Genomic DNA, 22,108 nt, shown 5'->3' with positions numbered 1-22,108 from the left:
CAGCGTGTCTCAAGGTGTCTCACTGTGTCTCAGTCGGCGGGGTCGTCCTCGAGATGCTCGATGTCGGCGAAGTGGCCGCCCTCGGGCTTGTGCACCAGCCGGGTGAGACCCCACAGGACGATCCCGATGGCCAACAGCCCGGCGGCGATCTTGTACTGGATCATGTCCTCCTCCAGCCGGGCCCACGGGCCGAGCAGGTAGGCGCACAGCACGGCCCCGAGGACCGGCATCCAGGTGGGCGCCCGGAAGCTTCCGCCGGACTCGCGCCGCAGGATCAGACAGGCCACGTTGACGACGGTGAAGACGGCGAGCAGGAGCAGCGCCGTCGTCCCCGACAGGGCACCGACGATGGTGCTCTCCGAGCCGAGCCGGACGTAGGTGATCAGCCCGAGGGCGAGCAGTGTGGTGAAGGCGATGGCGACGTACGGCGACCGGCGGCGCGAGACCCGGCCCAGCGCAGCCGGCAGCACCCCCTGCTTGGACATGCCGTAGATCAGCCGGCTGGCCATCAGCATGTTGATCAGCGCGGTGTTGGCGACGGCGAAGACCGTCATGAACGGGAAGATGTCGTCGACCGGCAGTCCGGGGGCGCCGAGCTTGACCACGTCGATGAGGATCCCCGCCTCCGGGTTGGAGGGGTCGGCGATGTCTCCGGCCGGGATCACCGCGATCACCGAGACCGCCACCAGCACGTAGATGATCGCGGCGATGCCGAGGCCGGTCAGCATCATCTTCGGGAAGATCCGCTCGGGATCCTTGGTCTCCTCGACCATGTTGACCGAGTCCTCGAAGCCCACCATCGAGAAGAATGCGATCGCGGTGGCCACCGTCACCGCCATGAACAGGCCCTTGTCCTCGGGGCTGTCGAAGACGGTGATCCGGTGCAGGTCGGAGTCGCCCCGGCCGATGACGTAGACGCCGATCCCGATCACGATCGCCAGCGCGGTCATCTCGACCAGGGTGAGCACGACGTTGAACCTCACGCTCTCCCCCACGCCGCGCAGGTTGATCAGCGCCAGGACGACCATGAACGCCAGCGCCACCGCCAGCGTCACGCCGGTGCCGGGTGCGTCGACGCCGAGGCCGAGCAGCAGGTTGGAGGAGAGCAGGCCGGAGGCGGTCGAGGCGCTGGTGATGCCGGAGCACACCACGGTGAAGGCCACCAGGAAGGTGATGAAGTGGATGCCGAACGCCTTGTGGGCGTAGAGCGCCGCGCCGGCGGCCTGGGGATACTTGGTCACCAGCTCCAGATAGGAGTACGCCGTCAGCGTGGCGACCACGAACGCCACGATGAACGGCAGCCACGCGATGCCGCCGACCTGCCCGGCCAGCCGGCCGGTGACGGCGTAGATGCCGGACCCGAGGATGTCGCCCACGATGAACAGCAACAGCAGGCCCGGGCCCATCACCCTCCTGAGCTCGGAGGCGCCCGGACTGGCCGGGGTCGAGGGGTGCTCCGCAAGATCGGTCATGTCAGCTCCCGGTGCCGGTCTCGTCGCCGAGTGGACGAGGTGTGCCTCTTATCCAGACACACCGCGGCCCGCACGCGCCAGCATGCATCGCCTGCCAATGTTGATCCCGGGCCGATCCGGTGCTTCTGCGCAGGTCAGGCGCGGGTCAGGGAGAAGCTCTCCGGATGGCGGCGTACGGCGGCCGACCGCCCGGCCGGCACCGTGCCTCAGGGCTTGGTCTTCGGTCGTGCCGAGGTCACCACGGTGCAGATCTTCCGCCCGTGCTCTCCGGTCCGGGTCGCGATGGCGACCGGCACGTCCATCCGGTGGACGACCGTCCCATCGACGGTGACGATGGTGGCGGTGGACCCGTCCCGCGAGAATCGGACCGTGACTCGCTCACCGTTCAGACGCACGACGCAGCCGGAGAGTCGATGCCTCTGACCGGCCCGGACGAGGAGGGCGCCGTGGTCCGGCGACGTGGTCACCGGCACGTCGTCCGCTCGATCGGTCACGTTCCCGATCAGCACCGGTATGCCGATACCGGCGGTGGAGAGCGCGACGGCCGCGGCAGCGATGCCGCCACGACGGAGCCGGCGGCGCGCCCGGCCCATCTCGTGGATGCGGGCCAGGTCCGGAGTGCCGAGGTCGGCTCCGGCGGGTGGGCTGAGCAGTTCGGTGTCGAACGGCGTGGTCATGACTGTCCTCGCTGAGTGGTCTCGGCTGTGGTCGGGTGGTGGGCGCGGAGCTTGGTCAGCGCCCTGGACAGGGTGCTCTTGACGGTGCCGCGGGCGATGCCGAGCTCGGTGGCGGTCTCGGCCTCGCTGAGGTCGAAGTAGTGCCGCAGCACCACCACCCGCCGCTCGCGTTCGGTCAACGGCCGCAGCAGCCGGACGACCTCGTCACGGTCCGCGGCCGTGACGGCGTGGTCACCGGGGTCGGCGGTCGGGAGGCCGACCTCGGGCCGGCGCCGCCGCAGCCGGTCGACGTTGAGGTTGACCAGCACCTTCCGGGCGTAGGCGTAGGCGTCCCGGCGCCGTACCCGATGCCAGGAGGCATAGGTGCGCACCAGGGTGGCCTGGGCCAGATCCTCGGCGAGATGGCTGTCATGGCAGAGCAGGTACGCCGCCCAGCGCAGCCGTGGCCAGGCGGCCACCGCGAACTCGTCGAAGTCGTCGGCGTCGATGCTGCCCACCTCCCTGTCGGTGTCGGTCGCTCCGGATCCTCGGTCGCGACCCTGTCGAGTACTCCTACGCACACCGACGACGAATGGTTCGGTGGCGGCTCCCGACAACTCCGCACGAGGCACCGTCGCCGTCCTACCGGGTGCTAGCTGCTAGCCGGCGAGGAAGCGCCGCACCTCCTCGAGGAACCCCGGCCAGGCCGGCTCGGTGGCGGTGAGGATGTGGTTGCGGCTCTCCAGCGTCACCAGCCGGCTGTCCGGGACCAGCCCGGCGATCTCCTGGGCCTGGGCCCGCGGCACCCGCAGGTCGCCGCGGGCGTGGACGACCAGGGTGGGGCATCGCACCCGTGGTGCCAGGGCGGTGACGTCGATGTGGGCGAAGACCTCGAGGAACCGGACCACGTTCTCGGTCGAGGTGGTCGCGCGCTGCAGGTCGTTGAACGCGCGCCACAGGTCAGGGGTCGCGTCCGGCAGGAACTGGCTGGCGAAGACCTGCCGGAAGGTGTCCTCGTCGCGCCGCCACGCCACCTTGCCGAGCTCGAGGTCGAGCGCCGCCTCCTCCCGCTCCTCGGGACTCGCCGCCCGGACCAGCCGGCCGCGCACGTAGGCGCCCACCAGGACCAGCCGGGAGACCCGCTCGGGATGTCGCACGGCGTACGCGATCGCGACCGCGCCACCCTGGGAGATGCCGAGCAGCGGGAAGGCACCCTCCACCCCGGCGGCCGCGACGACCAGCTCGAGGTCGGCGACCCAGCTGTCGACGTCGAAGGCGGCGGTGTCCCAGTCCGAGAGCCCGCAGCCACGCTCGTCGTAGCGGACCAACCGGTGGTCACGAGCCAGCTCATGCAGCCAGTGCGTCCAGATCGGACTGGACCATTCCACCTCCAGGTGGGTCAGCCAGTTCGCCGCCTTGACCAGCGGCGGGCCGGTGCCGGCGCACGCGTAGGCGACATGGGTCCCGTCGGGCGCCACGCAGTAGCGGACCTCCTGATCCATCCGCGTCGGCGTCGCTGCCGACGACGTCGGTGCCGACGGCACCGGCGCAGACGGCGTCGAGGAGACCGACGCGACGAATCGGTAGCCGCGACCGTGCACGGTCACGATCATCTCCTGGCGATGACCGTCGTCCCCGATCGCCCGGCGGGCCTGCATCAGCCTGCTCGCCAGCGCCGACTCGCTGACGAACCGGTCGCCCCACACCGCGTCGAGCAGCTCGGTCTTGCTGACCAGCCGGTCGCGGTGCTCGAGCAGATAGGCGAGCACCTCGATGACCTGCGGCTCGACGTGCACGACGCGGCCATCGCGGCGCAGGTCGAACCGCGCCACGTCGAGCTCGTAGTCGAGGAAGCGGTACGTCGAGGCCATCGGTCCTCCTCCGTGCTGATGATGCACCCGTCCTCGGGCGGAGGGAATCCCGGAGGATCCCGATGATCTCTCCATCCCGCCCAGATGCCGGCGTCAAGCGTTCCCGCCCGGGACGGAGCACGCTGCCGTCATGACCACGACACCGGCCACGCCCGCGACACCGGCCACATCCGCGACACCCACCACACGGGAGTACCTGCTCGGCCACCGCGAGGACGAGCTACGGCGACTCGAACAGCAGGCCCAGGTCCTGGCGCCGGCGACGACCGCGTTCCTGACCCTGGCCGGGATCGAGCCGGGCATGCGCGTGCTCGATCTCGGCACCGGCGCCGGCGACGTCGCCTTCCTGGTCGCGCGCCGGGTCGGACCGACCGGGTCCGTGGTGGGGATCGACGCCGCCGCGGAGGCTCTCCACCTCGCCCGATGGCGCGCCAACCGGGCCAAGGTCGGCAACGTCTCGTTCGTGGAAGGCGACCTCCTGACCGCCGAGCTCGCCGGCACCTTCGACGCGGTGGTGGGACGGCTGATCCTGCTCTACGTGGACGACCCGACCGCGGTGGTGCGGCGCTACGCCGGCCTGCTGCGACCCGGCGGCGTCCTGCTCGCCCTGGAGTACGACATGTCCGCGGTCGGCAATCTGCCTCCGCTGCCGCTGAGCACCCGCGCCGCGCACTGGCTGGTGGAGGCCTTCCGCCGCACCGGCCACGACCCGTGCCTCGGCGCCCGGGTGGGCGGCGTGCTCGCCTCGGCCGGAGCCGACGCGACCTGCCTCGGCCTGCAGGTCTACCTCGCCGCCGACGACCCCGCCGGGCCACGACTGCTCAGCGCCACCCTGCGCTCGCTGCTGCCGGCCATCGAGAGCACCGGGATCGCCACCGCGGACGAGGTCGGGATCGACAGCCTGACCGACCGGCTCGCCGCGGACCAGCTCGCGGCCGGCGCCCTGGTCAAGCCGCCCACGCTGGTGGGCGCCTGGGGACGTTGGCCGGCGACCCCGGTGCGCGGTCCCGCTTGATCCCACCCGATTCGTCCGGGCCGCGTCGTGGGTGCACATCCCGGGCACGCCTCACTATGGTCGCCTCATGACCTTCTCGATCGTGGCGCGCGCCATCGACCCGGATACCGCCGAGCCGTGTTGGGGAGTCGCGGTGGCCTCGAAGTTCCTCGCCGTCGGCGCGGTGGTGCCGGCCGCGGTGGCCGGCGTCGGCGCGGTGGCGACCCAGGCCGAGGCCAACGTCGCCTACAAGGGGCTCGCCCTCGCCCACCTGGACGACGGCGCCACCGCGGAGGTGGCGCTGCAACGGCTGCTCGAGGAGGACGAGGGCCGCGACCACCGCCAGGTCGGCGTCGTCGACCTGGACGGCCGGTCCGCCTCGCACACCGGGGCCGCCTGCCTGGAGTGGGCCGGCTCGGCCATCGGCGAGGGGTACGCCGCCCAGGGCAACGTGCTCGCCGGTCCGGAGGTGCTCGACGCGATCGAGCAGACCTGGCGGGAGAGCGACCCGGCCGAGCCGCTGGCACACCGGCTGCTGACGGCCCTCGCCGCCGGCGACGAGGCCGGCGGCGACAGCCGCGGCCGGCAGAGCGCCGCGCTGCTCGTCGTACGGGAGGGGGCCGGGTACGGCGGTCGGGACGACATCGCGGTGGACCTGCGGGTCGACGACCATCCCGAGCCGATCGCCGAGCTGGCCCGGCTGCTGGAGCTCAACGAGCTCTACCTCACCGCCTCCACCGAGGAGGAGAGGGTGCCGGTGACCCCCGAGATCGAGGCCGATCTGGCGGCGTTCGCGGCGGCCGCCGGCGCGCGCGACGTGCACGCCTGGGTCGGCCGGGAGAACTTCGAGATGCGGGTCGCCGACGACCTGTCCTGGATCGACCGGCGGATCCTGGCGATCGTGCGGGGCGAGCGGTGAGCATCCTCGCCATCGACGCCGGCACGACCGGCGTGACCGCGCTGGTGGTCGACGCCGAGGGCGCCATCGTCGCCCGCGGCTACCAGGAGTTCGCCCAGCACTTCCCGAGGCCGGGATGGGTGGAGCACGTGCCGGAGGAGATCTGGCAGGCCACGCTCGAGGCGTGCCGGGTGGCGCTGCGCGGCATCGATCGCACCGATCTGGTCGGGATCGGGATCACCAACCAGCGCGAGACGGTGGTGCTGTGGGACCGGGAGACGCTCGGCTCCCCGCGACGGGCGATCGTGTGGCAGGACCGGCGGACGGCGTCGCTGTGTACCGAGATGGCCGCGCACGAGGAGCGCGTGCGCGAGCTGACCGGCCTGCGGCTCGACCCGTACTTCTCGGCCACCAAGCTCGCCTGGATCGCCGAGCACGAGCCGCACACCTGGGCGCTGGTGGCCTCCGGCCGGTACGCCGTCGGGACCGTCGACTCCTACCTGATCGCCCGGATGACCCGCGGCACCTGGCACGTCACCGACGCCTCCAACGCCTGCCGCACCCTGCTGTTCGACCTAGAGCTCGGTGCGTGGTCGGAGGAGCTGTGCGATCTGTTCGGCGTGCCCACCGACGCGCTGCCCGAGCTGGTGCCCAACTGGGGCACGGCGATGGTCACCGAGCCCCGAGCCTTCCTCGACCTGCGGCTGCCGATCGCGGGCATGGCCGGTGACCAGCAGGCGGCGCTCTTCGGCCAGGCCTGCTTCGAGGTCGGCGAGGCCAAGTGCACCTACGGGACCGGGTCGTTCATCCTGGTCAACACCGGCGCCACGCCGGAGCGCTCCGACGCGGGGCTGCTCTCCACCGCCGCCTGGCGCTCCCCGGACGGCGAGCTCAGCTACGCCCTGGAGGGCTCGATCTTCGTCACCGGCGCGGCGGTGCAGTGGCTGCGCGACGGGCTCCAGATCGTCGGGTCCGCGGCCGAGTCCGAGGCCATCGCGGCCACCGTGACCAGCTCCGACGGTGTCGTGTTCGTGCCCGCCCTGACCGGCCTCGGCGCCCCGCACTGGGACCCGGACGCCCGGGGCACCATCCTCGGGCTGACCCGGGGCACCACCCGGGCACACCTGGTCCGGGCCACCCTGGAGGCGATCGCCTTCGAGGTGCGCGACGTGATGGCGACCCTGCCGATGCCGCCCGGCCCGCTGAAGGTGGATGGTGGCGCGGCCGCCAACGACCTGCTCTGCCAGCTCCAGGCCGACCAGCTCGGCGTACCGGTCTCCCGGCCGAGGTTCGTGGAGACGACGGGGCTGGGTGCCGCGTTCCTGGCCGGGCTCGGCGCCGGGGTGTGGTCCTCGTTCGACGAGATCCGTGACACCTGGGCGCTGGCGGCGACCTTCGAGCCGGACCCCGCGGTCCGGGCGCAGGCGGATGCCGACTACGCCCGGTGGAGCAGGGCGGTGGAGCGCGCCAAGGCCTGGGCCTGAGCCCGGCTCGGCGGGGAGCCGACGAGCGGCGCTCCGCGGTGTCGTACGGTCACCTCATGCGTATGCCCGGGCCCGCGATCCAGGACTTCTACGACGACCGGGCCGCCGCCTGCTACGGCTGCGGCCGCCTCAACGAGGCCGGGCTCCGGCTGCGGACCTGGTGGGCGCCGGACGACAGCGCGCAGACCGAGACCCGATTCGTGCCGCGGCCCGAGCACACCGCCATGCCCGGCTATGTCTACGGCGGGCTGGTCGCCTCGGTGCTCGACTGCTCCGGCACCGGCTCGGCCTCGTTGGCGGCGACCCGGGAGCGCGGCCGGGACCCGCGGGCCGACGGCGCCGTCCGGTTCGTGACGGGCACGCTGGAGGTGCGGTTCTGTGCCCCCACCCCGCTCGGCCCCGAGCTGGTGGTCCGCGGCCGGATCGCCGAGGTCAAGGGCCGCAAGGTCACCGTCGAGCTGACCATGACGGCCGACGCCGAGATCGTCGCGACGGGTCGGGTCATCGCCCTGGAGGCCCCCGACGCGATGCGCGCCGCCGAGCGCACCCCCGAGCCCGGGCCGCCGTCGGTCGAGTAGCGAGCCGAGCGTATCGAGACCCCCGCGGCGACGTGATCCCGATACGCCCCTCGCTCCTCACGCGGGCTACTCGACCGGCGCCGACAGGCCGCTGTGTCTCCGCAGACCTGCGGCCATCGCCTCGCTGACCGAGCGAACGCCGCTCGGTCAGCGCAGACCGGCGAGCCGGTCCCGGGCGCGCTCGACGGCGGCCGAGGCTTCCCGCAGCTCTCGCCGGTGCCGGTCGAGCTCGTCGCCGGCTGCGGCGAGCGCCGCCTCGACGGCCGCATGGCGCCGCTCGAGCTCCGCGACGCGACGACGTGCCTCGTCCAGCTCGGTGCGCGCCTCACGTACCTGCCGCTGACGCCGGGAGTGCTCGGTCGAGGCTCGGTCGCGTGCCTCGGTCGCCGCGAGGAGCGCCTCCTCGGCCTCGGCCAGAGCCTGGTCCGCGGCGGCACGCTCGGCCGGATCGGGGGCGACGAGGTCCGGTACGGCGTGCAGCGGCTCGGCTGGCGGCTCGGCTGGCGGTTCGGCGACCGGGCTCGCCGCGAAGCCGCGGCCCTCGAAGCTCAGCGCCCCGGGGAGGGCGACCGCCGCGCCGGCATCCACCTCGCCCACGCCGGTGGCGCTCATCGGTGCCATCAGCAGGCCACTGCGTACCGCCACCGCGGCCCCGGGATCGACCATGGCGGCACTCAGCGTGGCCTCGACCTGCGCGGCCACCTGGTCGGTGACCCGCAGGCCGTGCCGCCGGGCCAGCGCGCGGGCCTGGGTGGTGACGGCCGCGGTCAGCTGGCGGCGCTGCTTGGTCAACTCGCGCAGCCGGGCCGCGTCCATGCCCTGCTGGGCGGCTCGCAGCGCCTCCCCGACGGTGAGCATCTCGGTGACCTGGTCGGTCCGGTAACGCACCAGCACGTTGACCACCCAGGCAGCGGTCGACGGCTTGCGCAGCGCCCTGATCGCGGCGGCGAGCCTCGGATCGGCGGCCTTGGCGTCCCTCGCGGCGAGGTCACGGGCGGCGGTGAACTCGGCCGGCGGCAGCCCGTAGAGCCGCTCGGCGATCGACAGCGACCTGGCCAGCCGGTTCGCCTCGTCGGTCTCATTCATCGCCGGTGGCACCGCTCTGCTCTCCGATCAGCCGGCCGCGCCGGTGGAACAGCGGCACGGCGTCGTCGCCGACCGCCAGCTCCTCGATCGCGCCGGTGACCAGCAGGGACCAGCCGACCGGGACCAGCGACTCGATCCGGATCCCGGCCCAGGTGGACACCTCCGCCGGATGCGGCCCCCACCGGGTCTGTGTCCACTCGGTGAGCCGGAAGGGCCCGCCCGGGGCCGGCATCGTGCCGCCGAACGCCTCCGCCAGGTGTCGGTGTCGGGACTCGAGCAACGAGACCACCGCGCCTCCGGTCTCCTCGGCCACCTCCCGCAGATCGCTGTCCGGGTCGATCAGCCCGAGGACGTGTGCCGGCTCGCCACCCGCGATCATCAGGGAGGTGACCGTCAGTCCGGCCCGCTCTCCGACGACGCCGGTGCCGGCGGTGACCTCACCCGCCGTCCACAACGAGACGCGCCCGCCGAGACGGCCGCGAAGCCGCCGTACCGGATCGTCGGGCAGCTCGAACGGATCGCCGGCGTGGATGGTCACGCGGCCTTCGGATCCTTCGGCGTGCCCTTCTTCGCGTCGGTGGCGTACATGTCGACGTACTCCTGCCCGGAGAGCTTCAGGATCTCGTACATGATCTCGTCGGTGATCGCTCGCAGGATGAACCGGTCGTTCTCCAGCCCTTCGTAGCGGGAGAAGTCCAGCGGCTCACCGAAGATGACGGTCGGCCGGACCAGCCGGCCGAACGTCTTGCCCGGCGGCGCGATCTCGTCGGTGCGCAGTACGGCGACCGGCACCACCGGCGCCTTGGTCTGCAGCGCGATCCGGGCGATCCCGGTGCGGCCGCGGTAGAGCTTCCCGTCGTGCGAGCGGGTGCCCTCGGGATAGATGCCGAACAGCTGGCCGCCGTCCAGCACTCGACGTGCGGAGATGATGGCCCCCTCGGCCTGGGTCGCGCCGCCGCGCTCGATCGGCACCTGACCGGCGCCGGAGAAGAACATCCGCTGCAGCCTGCCCTTGATCCCGGTGCCGGTGAAGTACTCCGCCTTGGCCACGAACGTGACTGGCCGCGGCAGGTAGAGCGGCATGAAGAGCCAGTCCGCGTAGGAGAGATGGTTGCTGGCCAGGATCGCCGGCCCCTCGGCGGGGACGTGCTCCCGCCCGACCACCTTCGGCCGGAAGACCAGCTTCAGCCACGGGCCGACGAAGACCCATTTCAACAGCCAGTAGAAGATCCGGGCTGACACCGGGCTTCCCCTCTCTGATCGGCGCTACGGAATCACCACATGCCACGGCGGCCGCACGGGTCGCGCCGGGACCGAGCCTAGACGACTGGTACGGCGTCCCCGCCGAGGCCGGTCTCCGCGTGCCCGGGCCGGGTCGGACCGTGCCCGTCTTTCGCCGGCCGGTGTGGCGCCTGGATCCGGGCTACGCTGAGGACGTGCATGAGAGCGACGACCGCGGCGAGGGCGAGGCGGGTGCCGACCGGTCCGGTGCCGGAGGGTCGGACGAGGACTCGGCCTGGCGCGAGATCGTGGAGAACTACGGCGAACGGGCGGTGTTGACCGACACCGACACCGGCACCGGCACCGCCGAGCCTGCGGACGACCCCGCGGCCGACGACGAGCGCCAGCGCCGGCTCGAGCAGTTGTTCGTGGTCGAGTTCGACGAGGACGAGGAGCCCGCCCCGATCTATCTGGAGGACAGCGAGCGGTATGTCCCGCCGCCGCCTCCACCGTTGCCGCGGACGACCCCGGAGCGAGCAGCGGCCTGGATCGGGGTGCTCGGCGCGCCGGTGGCCGCGGTGGTGCTGGTCGTCGTCCACATGCTCACCGGTCTCGAGATCCCGGCCCTGCTCACCGGCTTCCTGGTGGTGGCGTTCCTCGGCGGTTTCGGCTATCTGGTGGCGACCATGCCCCGCGAGCCCGACGACCCGTGGGACGACGGCGCCCGGGTCTGACTCGCGCAGCGGGCCGGAGATCGCACAGACCCCGCCGACGGCAGGCGCCGCTCAGAAGCCGGTGCGGGCCATGGCCGCGGCGCCGATCACGCCGGCCTCGGGACCGAACGCGGCCCGGAGCACCGGCGGGATGACCCGGTGTCTGCCGGCGACCAGCGAGTCCGCGAGGGCCTCGCGGGCCGGGTCGAGCAGCAGGTCGTCGGCGGCCGAGACGCCCCCGCCGATGACCAGCAGCTCGGGATCGAACGCCGCGGCGAGGTTGGCCAGGCCGATGCCGAGCCACTCCCCGACCGACGCGAAGGCGGAGAGCGAGAGTCGGTCGCCGGCCCGGGCCGCCTGCGTGATCAACGGTCCGGTGATCCCCGCCGGGTCGCCGCCGCACAGCTCCTCGAGCATGCTCGGCGAGTGATGCGGCACGTCCATCCGGGCACGGACGAAGCGGACCAGGGCGTTGCCCGAGGAGTACTGCTCCCAGCAGCCGGTGCCACCGCACTCGCACGGGAGCCCGGCCGGCACCACCTGCATGTGGCCGAACTCGCCGGCCATCCCGTTGCGACCGCGCAACAGCGTCCCGCCGAGCACCACGGCGCCGCCGATCCCGGTGCCCATCGTCACCAGCAGCGCGTCCCCCGCGCCGCGAGCCACTCCCAGCTCGAGCTCCGCCCGCGCGGCACAGTTCGCGTCGTTGTCGAGCACCACCAGGGTGCCCCAGCGCGCCTCCAGCCGGGATCGGGTCGGGTCACCGCGCCAGGGCAGGTGCGGGGCGAACATCACCCGCTCGCCGGCGTTGTCCACGAAGCCCGCGGCGGCCAGGCCGACGCCGGTGATCGGGCGTCCGTCGGCCACCTCGTGCACCGCCTCGGTCAGGGCGTCCTCGACCAGCTCGACCCGCACCCGGCGGCCGGGCGTCGTGCGGCGCGCGGTGGCGAGCACCTCGCCACTGGCCGAGACCTCGGCGGCGAGGACCTTGGTGCCGCCGATGTCCACCCCGATGTAGAGCTCGGCCGGTGAGCCCACCCGATTCAGCGCCTCGCCAGATCGGCCGCGCCGATCAGCCCGGCGCGGTTGCCCAACGAGGCCTTGCGGATCTCCAGCGCCGGCCGGTGGCCGCGGCCGGTGAGCTGGGCGTTGAACGCCGCCCGGGTCGGGTCGAGCAGGAGCTCGTCCGCGTCCGCCACTCCACCACCGATCGCCACCACCGCCGGGTCGAGTACGGCGGCCAGCGAGGCGATGCCCTCGCCGAGCCAGGTGCCGAGGTTGGCCAGCGCCTCGACCGCGAACGGATCGCCGTCCCGGGCGGCCTCGGTGACCAGCGGCCCGGTGATCGCCTGCGGGTCCCCCCCGGCACGATCGAGCAGCCCGGCCGCCAGCAGCGACCCCGCCTGCGCCGCGGTGCGTACGTCGCGCACCAGTGCGGATCCGGAGGCGTACTGCTCCAGGCAGCCGCGGTTCCCGCAGCCGCACAGCACACCGCCCGGGACGACCCGCATGTGGCCGATCTCCGCGCCCACCCCGAACGCCCCCCGGTAGAGCTCCCCGTCGAGCACGAAGCCGCCGCCCACCCCGGTCCCGACGGTGACCAGCAGCAGGTCGTCCACGTCGGCGCCGGCACCGAAGACGAACTCCCCCCAGGCCGCCGCGTTGGCGTCGTTCTCGATGACGACCGGGAGCTCGACCTCCTTCTCGATCATCGCCTTGAGGTCGACGTCGCGCCAGGCGATGTTGGGTGCGAACAGCACGGTGCTGCGCGTCTTGTCGATGTAGCCGGCCGCACCGACGCCGACGTGGGAGAGCCGACGGCGCTGCTTGAGCTCGGAGACCACGGTGATGATCGCCGCGGTGATCGCGTCGGGGTCGGTCGCCGGCGAGACGACCCGGACCTCCTCGACGATCTCACCGGACTCGTCGACGACACCGCCGAGGATCTTGGTCCCTCCGACGTCGACGCCGCAGGCGAGAGCTGCGCTCACTTGTCCTCCTCGTGATGCTGGTCCTGGTGCGGGTCCCCGATCCCCGGCTCGGGTCGCGGTCGGGGAGTATCTTCTCGCCCCCGACCGTCCGGGTCATCGGCGGGACCATCTGTTGGATCGTTCCAAGCCTCGGGTGGGTCCTCGAACCCCTCGAACACGCTCGCATCCTGCTCGGCATCGAGGTCGATGCGCTCCACGTCGGCCGTCCGCTGCGGCCGCGCCGCCGCGGCCACGCTCGCCGCCGCCTGCAGCAGTGCGGTCGCGGCGATGCCGAGCTGCGCGCGGACCTCCGGCGCGGCCTCGCGGAGCACCTGCACCGTGCGACAGATCGGGCAGTACCGGCATTCCGGAGCACCGGTGGCCAGGTGCTCCTCCAGGCTGCGGTTGAGCTCGGCGCCCGAGTGCGCCGCCAGGCCGGCCAGCCCTGACAACCCGGACAACCCGGACAGCCCCGACAACCCGGACTGGCCCACCGCGTCGGCCAGTCCCGACCAGGCGGCGCCGAGCGAGCCCAGTCCTGCTCCCGCGCGATGCTCCTTGGCCCATTCGCCGAGCGCCGCGACCAGCTTGGCCGCCTCCTCGGCAACACTGCCGAGCTCGTCCGGCTCCCCCGCATCGCCCGCATCGCCGGCTGCGTCCGGTCGCTCGGTCATCGGTCCTCCCCTCCACCCGCGCTCGACTCGGGCGCGGTGAAGCGGACCTGCAGCTCACCGGCCTCCACCCGGGCTCCACTGACCTGCCAGCGCGACAGCCCCTCGGGCAGGGTGAGCAGCCGGCGATAGGACCCGGCGGTGATCACCACGTCGTCGCCGTGACGGGCCAGCGCCACCTCGTCCTTGGCGAACCACCGCTCCACTCCCGGCAGCGCCAGTCGCAGCAGCGCCGCGCGGTCGCGACGGGTCAACGAGAACGGGCTGGTGGAGCTCGGCGGTGCGAGCGGGTCGAGGTCGCCGTAGACCTGGGCGGCGAGGCTTCGCAGGCTCTCGACGCCGACCGGCTCGGCGTCCCGGTAGATCGAGCGCCACACCGGCAGCGGGTCGAAGGACTCGGCGACCTCGCCGAGGATCCGCTGCTGCGCGGCCACCCAGCCGGCGCGCCACGCATCCGGACCCGCCTCGGGGAAGACCCGGTTCGCCACCACCCCGTCGACGCGGTAGCCGTAGAGCGACAGCGTCGTCCAGCTCCGGCGTGCCTCCGCGAGCACCACCTGCTCGGGGGTGAGCACCAGCCGCACCGAGGCATCGGGGCCGCTGAGCAGGTCCCGGACCTCGGTCAGCTCCTGGTGCAGGCCGAGGACCGCGTCGAAGACCGAGTCGGTCGGCATCGGTACGCCGGCGGCCCGGGTGAGCACCGGCTTGAGGGCACGCACCAGCCGACGCTCCATCGGCAGCACCCGCTGCATGTACCAGCCCAGCGCCTCGGGCAACGCCAGCAGACGCAGCGTCTCCCCGGTCGGCGCACAGTCGACCACGATGGCGTCCCACGCGCCCGAGGCGGCCTGCCGCCGCAGCTCGAGCAGCGCGAAGACCTCCTCCGCACCGGGGATGACGGTCAGCTCCTCGGCCGCGATCGGATCGACGCCGACGGCGTCGAGCACCGAGAGCAGGTATCCCTGGATCTGGGACCAGGACTGCTCGAAACGGCGCTGGGCGTCGACCTGTGCCACCGAGAGGCCGGGGGCGATCCGCACCGGCTCACCGTGGGAGCGGTCCAGCTCCCCGCCCACCTCGCCCACGCCGTACGCGTCGGCCAGCGAGTGCGCGGCGTCGGTGGAGAGCACCAGCGTACGGCGACCGGAGGCCGCCGAGAGCGCGGCCGTCCCGGCCGCGACCGTCGACTTCCCGACGCCTCCCTTTCCGGTGAACAGCAGGATCCGCACGTCTGTCCCGATCGGCGTCGCCGGCTCAGCCGAGGGACTCGACGCGAGTCTTCAGACCGCGCAGGGCGGTGTCGATCAGTACCTTCTCGCCCTTGCGCTTGAGCATGCCGATCAGCGGGATGGAGACGTCCAGCGAGAGCCGGTAGCTGACCTCGGTGCCCGCACCGGCCGGGCGCAGCGTGTAGGCACCGTCGAGCATCCGCAACAGCTTGCCCTCGACCAGCGACCAGCGCACCTCCCGGTCCTCGTCCCAGTCGTAGGCGAGGGTGTACTCGTCCTTGATCGGCGCGACATCGAGCACGAACCGGACCTGCTCCGCGCGTCCGTCCGCGCCCTTGCTCAGCACCGTCGCCGAGCGCATCCCCTTGGCCCACTCCGGGTAGTCCTCGAAGTCCGCGATCACCGCCATCACCTTCGCCGGCGGCGCGTCGACGACGATCGCGGAGGTGGTCTGGTCGGCCATCGGTGTCCTTAGGTTCGTTGTCCAGATTCGGGTCGGGGTTCAGGTCAGGTCGGGTCGCGACCGGATCCGCCGGCCCGGCCGGTCCGGGACGGACGCCCGGCCGCGGCCGGGTGGTCTGGTCATAGGCTGGTGCCAGCGGCCCTGCCCGGCGCCTCGTCGAGGCCGGAAGAGACCGCTCCGCGAGCGTACCGGATGGGACATGCATCACCGGCCAGGTCGGGGTGCGGGTAACCTCCCGGTGAGCACACTACTGATGAGTACGGAGGCCCTTGTGCGCGAGTTCTCCACGCCAGCGTCGTACCGGTTGCCGGAGACCGGCAACCTCACCGACGACGTCGTCACGAATGCGACCGAGGCACCGACCGCGGTCGTGTTCAACCGGCCGGGCGCCGGCGGCTGGCAGGACGTGACCGCGGCCGGCTTCCTGACCGAGGTGATCGCGGTGGCCAAGGGGCTCGTCGCCGCCGGGATCGAGCCCGGCGACCGGGTGGCGCTCTTCTCCAAGACCCGGTACGAGTGGACCCTGACCGACTACGCGATCTGGTTCGCCGGCGCGGTCACGGTGCCGGTCTACGAGACCTCCTCGGCCGAGCAGGTGGAGTGGATCCTCGCCGACGCCGGCGTCCGGGCGATCGTCGCCGAGGGCGGTGACCACCTCGCCCGGATCGCCGAGGTGCGCGACCGGCTGCCGGACCTGGAGCACGTGTGGTCCTTCGCCGACAACGCGGTGGAGATCCTGATCAAGCTCGGCGCCGACATCTCCGACGCGGCGGTCGAGGAGCGGCGTACGGCGGCCGGGCCGGATGCCCCGGCGACGATCATCTACACCTCCGGCACCACCGGCCGGCCCAAGGGCTGCCTGCTCACCCACGGCAACTTCATGTTCGAGATCGGCGCCGCCGTCGACGAGCTGGACCGGCTCTTCGACACCGAGGACGCCAGCACGCTGCTCTTCCTGCCGCTGGCCCACGTCTTCGCCCGGATCATCCAGATCGGCTGCGTGCGGTCCCGGACCCGGCTCGGCCACTCCCCCGACATCAAGAACCTGCTCGACGACCTCGGCTCGTTCAGGCCGACCTTCATCCTCGCGGTGCCGCGGGTCTTCGAGAAGGTCTACAACTCGGCCTCACAGAAGGCGGCCGCGGACGGCAAGGGCCGGATCTTCAACATGGCGACCGACGCCGCCATCGCCTACTCCCGGGCGCTCGAGGGCGGCCGGATGCCGCTCAAGGTCCGGCTGCAGCACGCGGTGTTCGCCAGGCTCGTCTACAGCAAGCTGCTGGCCGCGCTCGGCGGGAACTGCCGGTACGCCGTCTCCGGCGGCGCCCCGCTCGGCGAGCGACTCGGGCACTTCTTCCGCGGGATCGGACTGACGGTGCTGGAGGGCTACGGCCTCACCGAGACCACCGCGGCGCTGACCGTGAACCTGCCCGACGCGCTCAAGATCGGCAGCGTCGGCCGGCCGCTGGCGGGCACCTCGGCACGAGTCGCCGACGACGGCGAGCTGCTCTTCCGTGGCGACCAGGTCTTCACCGCCTACTGGCGCAACGAGGCGGCCACCGCCCAGGCGCTGACCGCGGACGGCTGGTTCCACACCGGGGACCTCGGCGAGATCGACGACGAGGGCTTCGTCCGGATCACCGGCCGGAAGAAGGAGATCCTGGTGACCGCCGGCGGCAAGAACGTCGCCCCCGCGGTGCTCGAGGACCGGGTGCGGGCCCATCTGCTGGTGGACCAGTGCATGGTGGTCGGCGACGGCGAGCCGTTCATCGCCGCGATCGTCACCCTCGACCCGGAGTCGATCCCGACCTGGGCCGCGGAGCACGGCAAGTCCGAGCAGATCGCCGACCTGGTCGACGATCCCGACCTGCGCGCCGAGGTCCAGGCGGCGATCGACGACGCCAACAAGGCCGTCTCGCACGCCGAGTCGATCCGCAAGTTCGTGGTCATCCCCGACGCCTGGACCGAGGAGGGCGGCCAGCTCACCCCCAGCCTGAAGCTGAAGCGGGGCGTGGTGATGCGGGAGTTCCGCGAGGACGTCGAGGCGCTCTACCGCTGAGCCCCTGAGCCTGAACGGCCTGATCCGGACGCTCAGGAGCCGTCCGAGTCGGCCAGCACCCGCTCGCCGATCGCGATCCGCTGCAGCGAGGTGGGATGCGAGCCGAACCACCACTGCGACAGCGCCGGCGGGGTCGGGTCGGTCAGGGAGCGGACGTCGAGCTCGCGCTGCAGGGCGATGAAGGCGTCGAGGTCCCCGGTGGTGCGCACGCCGTCGACGTCGGCGCGGGTCTCGATCTGCCGGCTGAGCACGTTCTCCACCGGGGTGGCCAGCGCGCTGCCGAAGGCGAACAGGGCGAGCAGCAGCGGAACCGCCGCCGGGCTGCGCAGGCCGTCGTACCGACGTCCGGCCAGTACGCCGACCAGGCCGACCGCGACCAGGGCCCCGGCCGCGCCGAGGACGGTCCCGGTGGCGACGTCCTCGTGCTTGGCGTGGGCGAGCTCGTGGGAGACCACGGCGAGCGTCTCGGCTCGCGGGAGCGAGTCGACCAAGGTGTCGTACAGCACGATCCGACGGGTGCTGCCGAAGCCCGTCACGTAGGCGTTGATGGCGGTGGTCTGCTTGGAGGCGTCGGCGACCAGCACGTCGTCGATGGTGACGCCCTCCTGCCTGGCCAGCGCCATCACCTGGTCGCGTAGCCGACCGTCGGGCAGCGAGGTGAAGTCGTTGAACAGCGGCTGGACCAGCACCGGGTAGACGAAGGAGCCGAGCACCACCAGCACCGCGAGCAGGGCACCGGCCACCAGCGGCCAGCGGCGCGGCGCCCACCGGGTGCAGCACGAGAGCGCCACCAGCGCCAGCGAGGCGGCGACCAGGTAGATCCCCGTCGAGACGAGCTGGTCCTGGGTCCAGGAGGCCCAGGACTGCCGGGAGAGTCCGTCGCTGCGGTCATGTCGCTGCAGCGCCACCGCGAACGGCGCCGTGACCAGCCGTCCGACCAGGACCACCAGCAGCGCGGCGAGCACGGTCCGGACCGGCCATGGTCCGGGCAGCCGCCGGTCGAGCCGGCGACCGAGACCGGTGAAGCCGAGCAGCGCGGCGGCCAGCAGCGAGACCACCAGGGAGCCGCGCGCCAGCCAGCGGGCCACATGGGAGTACTCGGTGGCCCGGGCGAGCTCGTCGTGGGTGAAGATCGAGGACGCGGCCGGCAGGGTGAGTCTTCCGCCCGGATAGGGATGCCAGGGCACCAGCAGGATCGCGAGCAGGACGAACGCGGTCACCCCGGCCCCGAGCACGCACCAGGCCGTGCGGCGCACCACCGGGTCGGCCGGGTCGGGCGGGTCGGCTGGGTCTCGGGGCCGACTCACGACGCCAAGTCTGACAGGCGTTGTTGCCAGGCCCGGACCACCTCCGCGACGCCGAGCCCCGTCGTCCGGCGCAGGGCCTTGGCCAGTGGCACGCCCCGGCCGGACTCGTCGTAGAGCGCGACCAGGGCGTCCTGGCCGGCCAGGTCGGCGACCTCCTGACAGGCCAGCCAGGCCGCCTCGTACTCGGCGCCGAAGCTGTCCGAGGTGGAGTCGAAGTCGGCCGTGGTCGGCAGGTGGGTGGGCACCCCGTGCCGACGCACCTGCTTGGCGATCTGGCCGGCGGTGGTGGTCAGCGGCAGCGTGGTGTCACGCAACGCGACGTAGTCGGCGAAGCCCTCGTTCAGCCAGATCGGCCGGTGGGTGTTGGTGGCCGCCCCGGTGGCCGCGTGGGTGGCCTCGTGACTGAGCACCACCTGGGCGCCGGGATCGTGCAGCGGCCCGATGACCTGCGGGTTGACGAAGACGTGCACCGGTACGCCGCTCTTGCCGGACCCGTCGACGGTGGCCGTCACCGCGGCGACCTCGCTGTCCGATCCGGAGTCGGCGCCGAGCGCCTGCTCCAGACCGCTCTGGTCGGCGGGCACCTCGACCACCAGCCGCGGGTGCCGCCAGGCGACCACGGCGCGTACCGCCTCGATGGCGCGGGCGACCAGGTGACGATAGCCCGCGGTCTCCTTCGCGCCGCCGCGGACCAGCACCAGCGAGTCGGCAGTCCGGGCCACCCGCACCGGACCGGAGAGCCAGACCGGGGTGCGGTCCGCACCACCGCCGAAGCCGGTGATCGCGACGCCCCCGTCGGCCGCGGGCGCGAAGTCGACGTCGATCTCCTCGCTGATCGTGCTGGTGTCGAACCCGGCGAAGCGCCAGGTGGCGGCGACCGCTCCGGTCCAGCTGCCGTCGGCGGCGACCGCGCTGTCCGCCGAGAGGTAGCGCAGGCTGAAGTCGGTGACATGCAGGGCGGCGGCGTTGCGCAGCACCGTGGCCACCTCACCCGCGCCGGTCGGCGCGCGGTGATGCGCGACGCCGGAGACGACCCGGTTCAAGGACTCGGTGGCTCCGGCCTGGTCTGCGACGCCGGCGCTGCTGTGGGCCGGCGAGGGCGCGACGTACTCGTCCCCGGCGTGGAGCCGCCAGACCAGCAGCGCGACCACCAGCACCCCGAACAGCGGAAGGCCGACCGCCCACCAGCGTGGGCGGCCGGCCAACCGCGGAGCTTGGGCCAAGCCTGGTCCGATCCGGTCAGCCCGGGCGAACCGCGCCGACGTACGGCATCGAGTGCAGCGAGGTGACCTTCACGCCGACCGAGGGGTTCTCGGCGTTCACGATCAGGCCGTTGCCGATGTACATCCCGACGTGGCTGATCGGCGAGTAGTAGAAGACCAGGTCGCCGGGCTGCAGGTCGGACTCGGCGACGTGCGTGCCGCTGCTGTACTGCGCGGACGACGAGTGCGGCAGCGAGACGCCGGCGGCACCCCAGGCGCGCATGGTCAGGCCGGAGCAGTCGAACGCGCTCGGGCCGGCGGCGCCGTAGACATAGGCCTTGCCGACCTGGGCCATCGCGTAGGCGATCGCGGCCTTCGCCCGGCCGCTGGCCGAGGCGGTGGTGTCGGTCGGCACCCGGGTCGAGTCGCGGGAGAGGATCTCCTCGCGCTCCTTGTCCTTCAGCTTCGACAGCAGCGCCTTGGCGTCGTCGAGCCGGGAGTTGATGGTGTCCTTGGTGGACTTCAGCTCCGTCTTGGTGTCGGCCACCTCGTCGGCGCGCTTCTCGGTCGCCTTCCGGCGGACGTTGAGCGCCTCGACCTGGCTGTTGTAGTTCTCCAGCAGGTCGTTCTGCAGATCGGAGTACGACGATGCGGTGCTCAGGTCGGAGAGGAAGCTCTTCGGGTCGTCGGAGACGACGGCCTGGCTGATCGGCGAACCGGTCGAGCCCTCGAAGTCCTGCAGCACCGAGTCCCGCAGCTGGGACTTGACGCCGCTGAGCTTCTTCTCCTGCCGCTTCTGGTCGGCCTTGAGGTCGTGCAGCTGGCTACGCAGGTCGGCGAGGCGCAGGCGAGCGGAGTTGTACTTCTCCGACGCCTCCTCGGCCTGGTGGTAGAGGGTATCGACGCGGTCTTGGACATCCGTGATCGAGGGCGCCGCCTGAGCGGGGGACGATGCGGGGATGAAGCCGGCGATACCGAGCGCCGTGACGCCGGCGAGGCCGACGAGCAGGCGCTTCCGTTCGTTCACCACGAGCGGGCGGTCTCCTTGCTGATGTCGTACGTCTACCGGGTGAGCTGACGGATTCGGACACGACTTGCCCTACCGCCACTCCCTGCCTCGGCCGGCCCGTTCGGACCGACCGGAAGCCCCTTGTGGCGGATTCACCCCAGATGGTGCCGCTGGCGGCACCGTTGGTTCCCCGGCTCCCGGCCCACCCCAAGTTGGGCCGAGACTCGACGCGGTGCCCGCGCGGACGGGTTGTCCACTTCCACGAGCACCAGGTGCCGACCACCGTAACCGAGTGGGGCACGTGCCCGCCAATCCCCTCCGGCGTTTTGTGGACGAAGATTTGCCTGGCCGCTCGGCCCGGCTCTCAGGAACCCAGCATGGTGCCGGGCAGATCGGGGTCGGCCAGGGTCTGATCGGCCAGGGTCTGATCGGCCAGGTGGGCCGGAGCGGTCACCGGCTCGACGAGCCGCAGCGGCGGGATCAGCCCACCGCCGGCGAGCACGTCGAGCGCACGCCGCTCGTCCTCGTCGATGACCAGCTCGGGCGGCGGCCCCAGCAGCACGGTGACCACGCAGTCGTGGCAGGCCGCTCCGCGCACCACACAGGTGTCGCAGTCGATTCGTGTCGTCATGGCGGTGACGCTCCCAGCCACCGCCGACAGTTCTGCTCCGGCGTGTCGAACCGGCGTGTCGCGTCCTCCCGCGGCCCTGTCCGAGCGGGTCAGAGCAGCCCGCGCAACGCGGCGACCGGCACGGCGCGGGCACCGTCGCGGCGTACGTCGCCGATGATCTCCTGGTCGTCGGTGACCACCAGCACCACTCGGCCCACCGGCTCGGCCGCGACCAGGTCGCGGATCACGTCGTCGGCGATCACGCCGACCGGGCTGAAGACGACCTTGACGCCGCGGGGCGCGGCCGCCACCGGCCGGGTCGTCGTGCCGGCGGCGTCGAAGACCACCGTCGTCTCCGCGCCGGTGCGCGCGACCAGCGGAGCGATGGACTGCAGCAGTCTGATCCGCTGGGCCTCCAGCGGGGACGAGGCCCACCAGGCCTTGCTCACGTTGTAGCCGTCGATGATCAGCCGCACCCGCGGCATCGCCAGGTACTGCTCCAGATGAGCGGCACTGGTCACTCGGCCGGCGCCGCCGACAGCACCGTGCTCGCCGGTCCCGCCGGCGGCACCGGCGAGCTCGGTCTCGAGGCGCTCGCCGGGGGCCCGCTCGGCC

Annotated in this window: 23 protein-coding genes and 1 riboswitch; of the genes, 6 read left to right on the top strand and 17 right to left on the bottom strand. The window is 72.5% G+C overall.

Annotated elements, in window-relative coordinates; genetic code table 11:
- Positions 1-29 precede the first annotated feature (29 nt).
- The 4 genes from QM638_RS18670 to QM638_RS18655 all read right to left on the bottom strand — a co-directional run bounded on the left by QM638_RS18670 (position 30) and on the right by QM638_RS18655 (position 3,999).
- Positions 30-1,472 carry an APC family permease gene (locus QM638_RS18670; RefSeq protein ID WP_415144412.1) on the bottom strand — a complete coding sequence of 481 codons (1,443 nt, stop codon included), beginning with the start codon at positions 1,470-1,472 and terminating at the stop codon, positions 30-32.
- A 206-nt stretch (positions 1,473-1,678) separates the two neighbouring features.
- A complete protein-coding gene (locus QM638_RS18665) occupies positions 1,679-2,149 on the bottom strand; it encodes a hypothetical protein (RefSeq protein ID WP_415144410.1) in 471 nt (156 codons plus the stop codon).
- On the bottom strand, positions 2,146-2,646 hold the full coding sequence (locus QM638_RS18660; protein ID WP_415144408.1) for a SigE family RNA polymerase sigma factor: 501 nt from the start codon (positions 2,644-2,646) through the stop codon (positions 2,146-2,148). The genes QM638_RS18665 and QM638_RS18660 overlap by 4 nt, the downstream gene beginning before the upstream one ends.
- 141 nt (positions 2,647-2,787) lie before the next feature.
- A complete protein-coding gene (locus QM638_RS18655) occupies positions 2,788-3,999 on the bottom strand; it encodes an alpha/beta fold hydrolase (RefSeq protein WP_415144406.1) in 1,212 nt (403 codons plus the stop codon).
- A gap of 130 nt (positions 4,000-4,129) precedes the next feature.
- On the opposite strand from QM638_RS18655, the gene QM638_RS18650 reads away from it, so the two are divergent.
- The 4 genes from QM638_RS18650 to QM638_RS18635 all read left to right on the top strand — a co-directional run bounded on the left by QM638_RS18650 (position 4,130) and on the right by QM638_RS18635 (position 7,953).
- Positions 4,130-5,014 carry a class I SAM-dependent methyltransferase gene (locus QM638_RS18650; RefSeq protein WP_415144404.1) on the top strand — a complete coding sequence of 295 codons (885 nt, stop codon included), beginning with the start codon at positions 4,130-4,132 and terminating at the stop codon, positions 5,012-5,014.
- Between the two features lie 67 nt (positions 5,015-5,081).
- Entirely contained in the window at positions 5,082-5,912 is an 831-nt protein-coding gene (locus QM638_RS18645) for a DUF1028 domain-containing protein (RefSeq protein WP_415144402.1), read from the top strand.
- Positions 5,909-7,375: an FGGY family carbohydrate kinase gene (locus tag QM638_RS18640; protein WP_415144400.1), complete on the top strand. Its 1,467-nt coding sequence runs from the start codon at positions 5,909-5,911 to the stop codon at positions 7,373-7,375. Before QM638_RS18645 ends, QM638_RS18640 begins: the two co-directional genes overlap by 4 nt.
- Positions 7,376-7,431: 56 nt before the next feature.
- Positions 7,432-7,953 carry a PaaI family thioesterase gene (locus QM638_RS18635; RefSeq protein ID WP_415144398.1) on the top strand — a complete coding sequence of 174 codons (522 nt, stop codon included), beginning with the start codon at positions 7,432-7,434 and terminating at the stop codon, positions 7,951-7,953.
- A gap of 147 nt (positions 7,954-8,100) precedes the next feature.
- Here the strand turns inward: QM638_RS18635 and QM638_RS18630 are convergent, their stop codons facing one another.
- Genes QM638_RS18630 through QM638_RS18620 form a run of 3 tightly spaced genes read right to left on the bottom strand, consistent with a single transcriptional unit; the run spans position 8,101 to position 10,281 of the window.
- Entirely contained in the window at positions 8,101-9,039 is a 939-nt protein-coding gene (locus QM638_RS18630; RefSeq protein WP_415144396.1) for a hypothetical protein, read from the bottom strand.
- On the bottom strand, positions 9,032-9,577 hold the full coding sequence (locus QM638_RS18625) for a flavin reductase family protein (protein ID WP_415144394.1): 546 nt from the start codon (positions 9,575-9,577) through the stop codon (positions 9,032-9,034). Before QM638_RS18625 ends, QM638_RS18630 begins: the two co-directional genes overlap by 8 nt.
- A complete protein-coding gene (locus QM638_RS18620; RefSeq protein WP_415144393.1) occupies positions 9,574-10,281 on the bottom strand; it encodes a lysophospholipid acyltransferase family protein in 708 nt (235 codons plus the stop codon). Before QM638_RS18620 ends, QM638_RS18625 begins: the two co-directional genes overlap by 4 nt.
- 194 nt (positions 10,282-10,475) lie before the next feature.
- On the opposite strand from QM638_RS18620, the gene QM638_RS18615 reads away from it, so the two are divergent.
- A complete protein-coding gene (locus QM638_RS18615; protein ID WP_415144391.1) occupies positions 10,476-10,994 on the top strand; it encodes a hypothetical protein in 519 nt (172 codons plus the stop codon).
- A 51-nt stretch (positions 10,995-11,045) separates the two neighbouring features.
- Here the strand turns inward: QM638_RS18615 and QM638_RS18610 are convergent, their stop codons facing one another.
- The 5 genes from QM638_RS18610 to QM638_RS18590 are packed head-to-tail and all read right to left on the bottom strand — an operon-like array spanning position 11,046 to position 15,306.
- Positions 11,046-12,011: an ROK family protein gene (locus tag QM638_RS18610; protein WP_415144389.1), complete on the bottom strand. Its 966-nt coding sequence runs from the start codon at positions 12,009-12,011 to the stop codon at positions 11,046-11,048.
- A gap of 5 nt (positions 12,012-12,016) precedes the next feature.
- Positions 12,017-12,964, bottom strand: coding sequence for an ROK family glucokinase (locus tag QM638_RS18605; protein ID WP_415144387.1), 948 nt, complete (start codon positions 12,962-12,964; stop codon positions 12,017-12,019).
- The gene (locus QM638_RS18600; protein WP_415144385.1) at positions 12,961-13,617 is read right to left on the bottom strand and encodes a hypothetical protein; all 657 of its coding nucleotides are present in this window, start codon (positions 13,615-13,617) and stop codon (positions 12,961-12,963) included. Before QM638_RS18600 ends, QM638_RS18605 begins: the two co-directional genes overlap by 4 nt.
- The gene (locus QM638_RS18595) at positions 13,614-14,843 is read right to left on the bottom strand and encodes an ArsA family ATPase (protein WP_415144384.1); all 1,230 of its coding nucleotides are present in this window, start codon (positions 14,841-14,843) and stop codon (positions 13,614-13,616) included. Before QM638_RS18595 ends, QM638_RS18600 begins: the two co-directional genes overlap by 4 nt.
- A gap of 25 nt (positions 14,844-14,868) precedes the next feature.
- Entirely contained in the window at positions 14,869-15,306 is a 438-nt protein-coding gene (locus QM638_RS18590; RefSeq protein ID WP_415144382.1) for an SRPBCC family protein, read from the bottom strand.
- Positions 15,307-15,559: 253 nt separating this feature from the next.
- On the opposite strand from QM638_RS18590, the gene QM638_RS18585 reads away from it, so the two are divergent.
- Positions 15,560-17,365, top strand: coding sequence for an AMP-dependent synthetase/ligase (locus QM638_RS18585; RefSeq protein ID WP_415144380.1), 1,806 nt, complete (start codon positions 15,560-15,562; stop codon positions 17,363-17,365).
- Between the two features lie 32 nt (positions 17,366-17,397).
- On the opposite strand, the gene QM638_RS18580 is transcribed toward QM638_RS18585, so the two are convergent.
- The 5 genes from QM638_RS18580 to QM638_RS18560 form a co-directional block, all read right to left on the bottom strand.
- Entirely contained in the window at positions 17,398-18,672 is a 1,275-nt protein-coding gene (locus tag QM638_RS18580; RefSeq protein ID WP_415144378.1) for a M48 family metallopeptidase, read from the bottom strand.
- Complete coding sequence (locus QM638_RS18575) at positions 18,669-19,895, bottom strand: hypothetical protein (protein WP_415144376.1); 1,227 nt, start codon at positions 19,893-19,895, stop codon at positions 18,669-18,671. The genes QM638_RS18580 and QM638_RS18575 overlap by 4 nt, the downstream gene beginning before the upstream one ends.
- 16 nt (positions 19,896-19,911) lie before the next feature.
- Positions 19,912-20,904 carry an NlpC/P60 family protein gene (locus QM638_RS18570; RefSeq protein ID WP_415144374.1) on the bottom strand — a complete coding sequence of 331 codons (993 nt, stop codon included), beginning with the start codon at positions 20,902-20,904 and terminating at the stop codon, positions 19,912-19,914.
- Between the two features lie 14 nt (positions 20,905-20,918).
- Positions 20,919-21,123: riboswitch (cyclic di-AMP (ydaO/yuaA leader) on the bottom strand.
- A gap of 124 nt (positions 21,124-21,247) precedes the next feature.
- A complete protein-coding gene (locus QM638_RS18565; RefSeq protein WP_415144372.1) occupies positions 21,248-21,514 on the bottom strand; it encodes a hypothetical protein in 267 nt (88 codons plus the stop codon).
- Positions 21,515-21,603: 89 nt separating this feature from the next.
- The coding region (locus QM638_RS18560) for an NYN domain-containing protein (RefSeq protein WP_415144370.1) at positions 21,604-22,108 on the bottom strand (505 nt) is incomplete at its 5' end.

Source organism: Nocardioides sp. (assembly GCF_047606145.1).
In the GTDB taxonomy this organism is placed as follows: domain Bacteria; phylum Actinomycetota; class Actinomycetes; order Propionibacteriales; family Nocardioidaceae; genus Nocardioides.
Note: the sequence above shows the minus strand (reverse complement) of the source record. Positions and strands in the feature narration are given on the sequence as shown.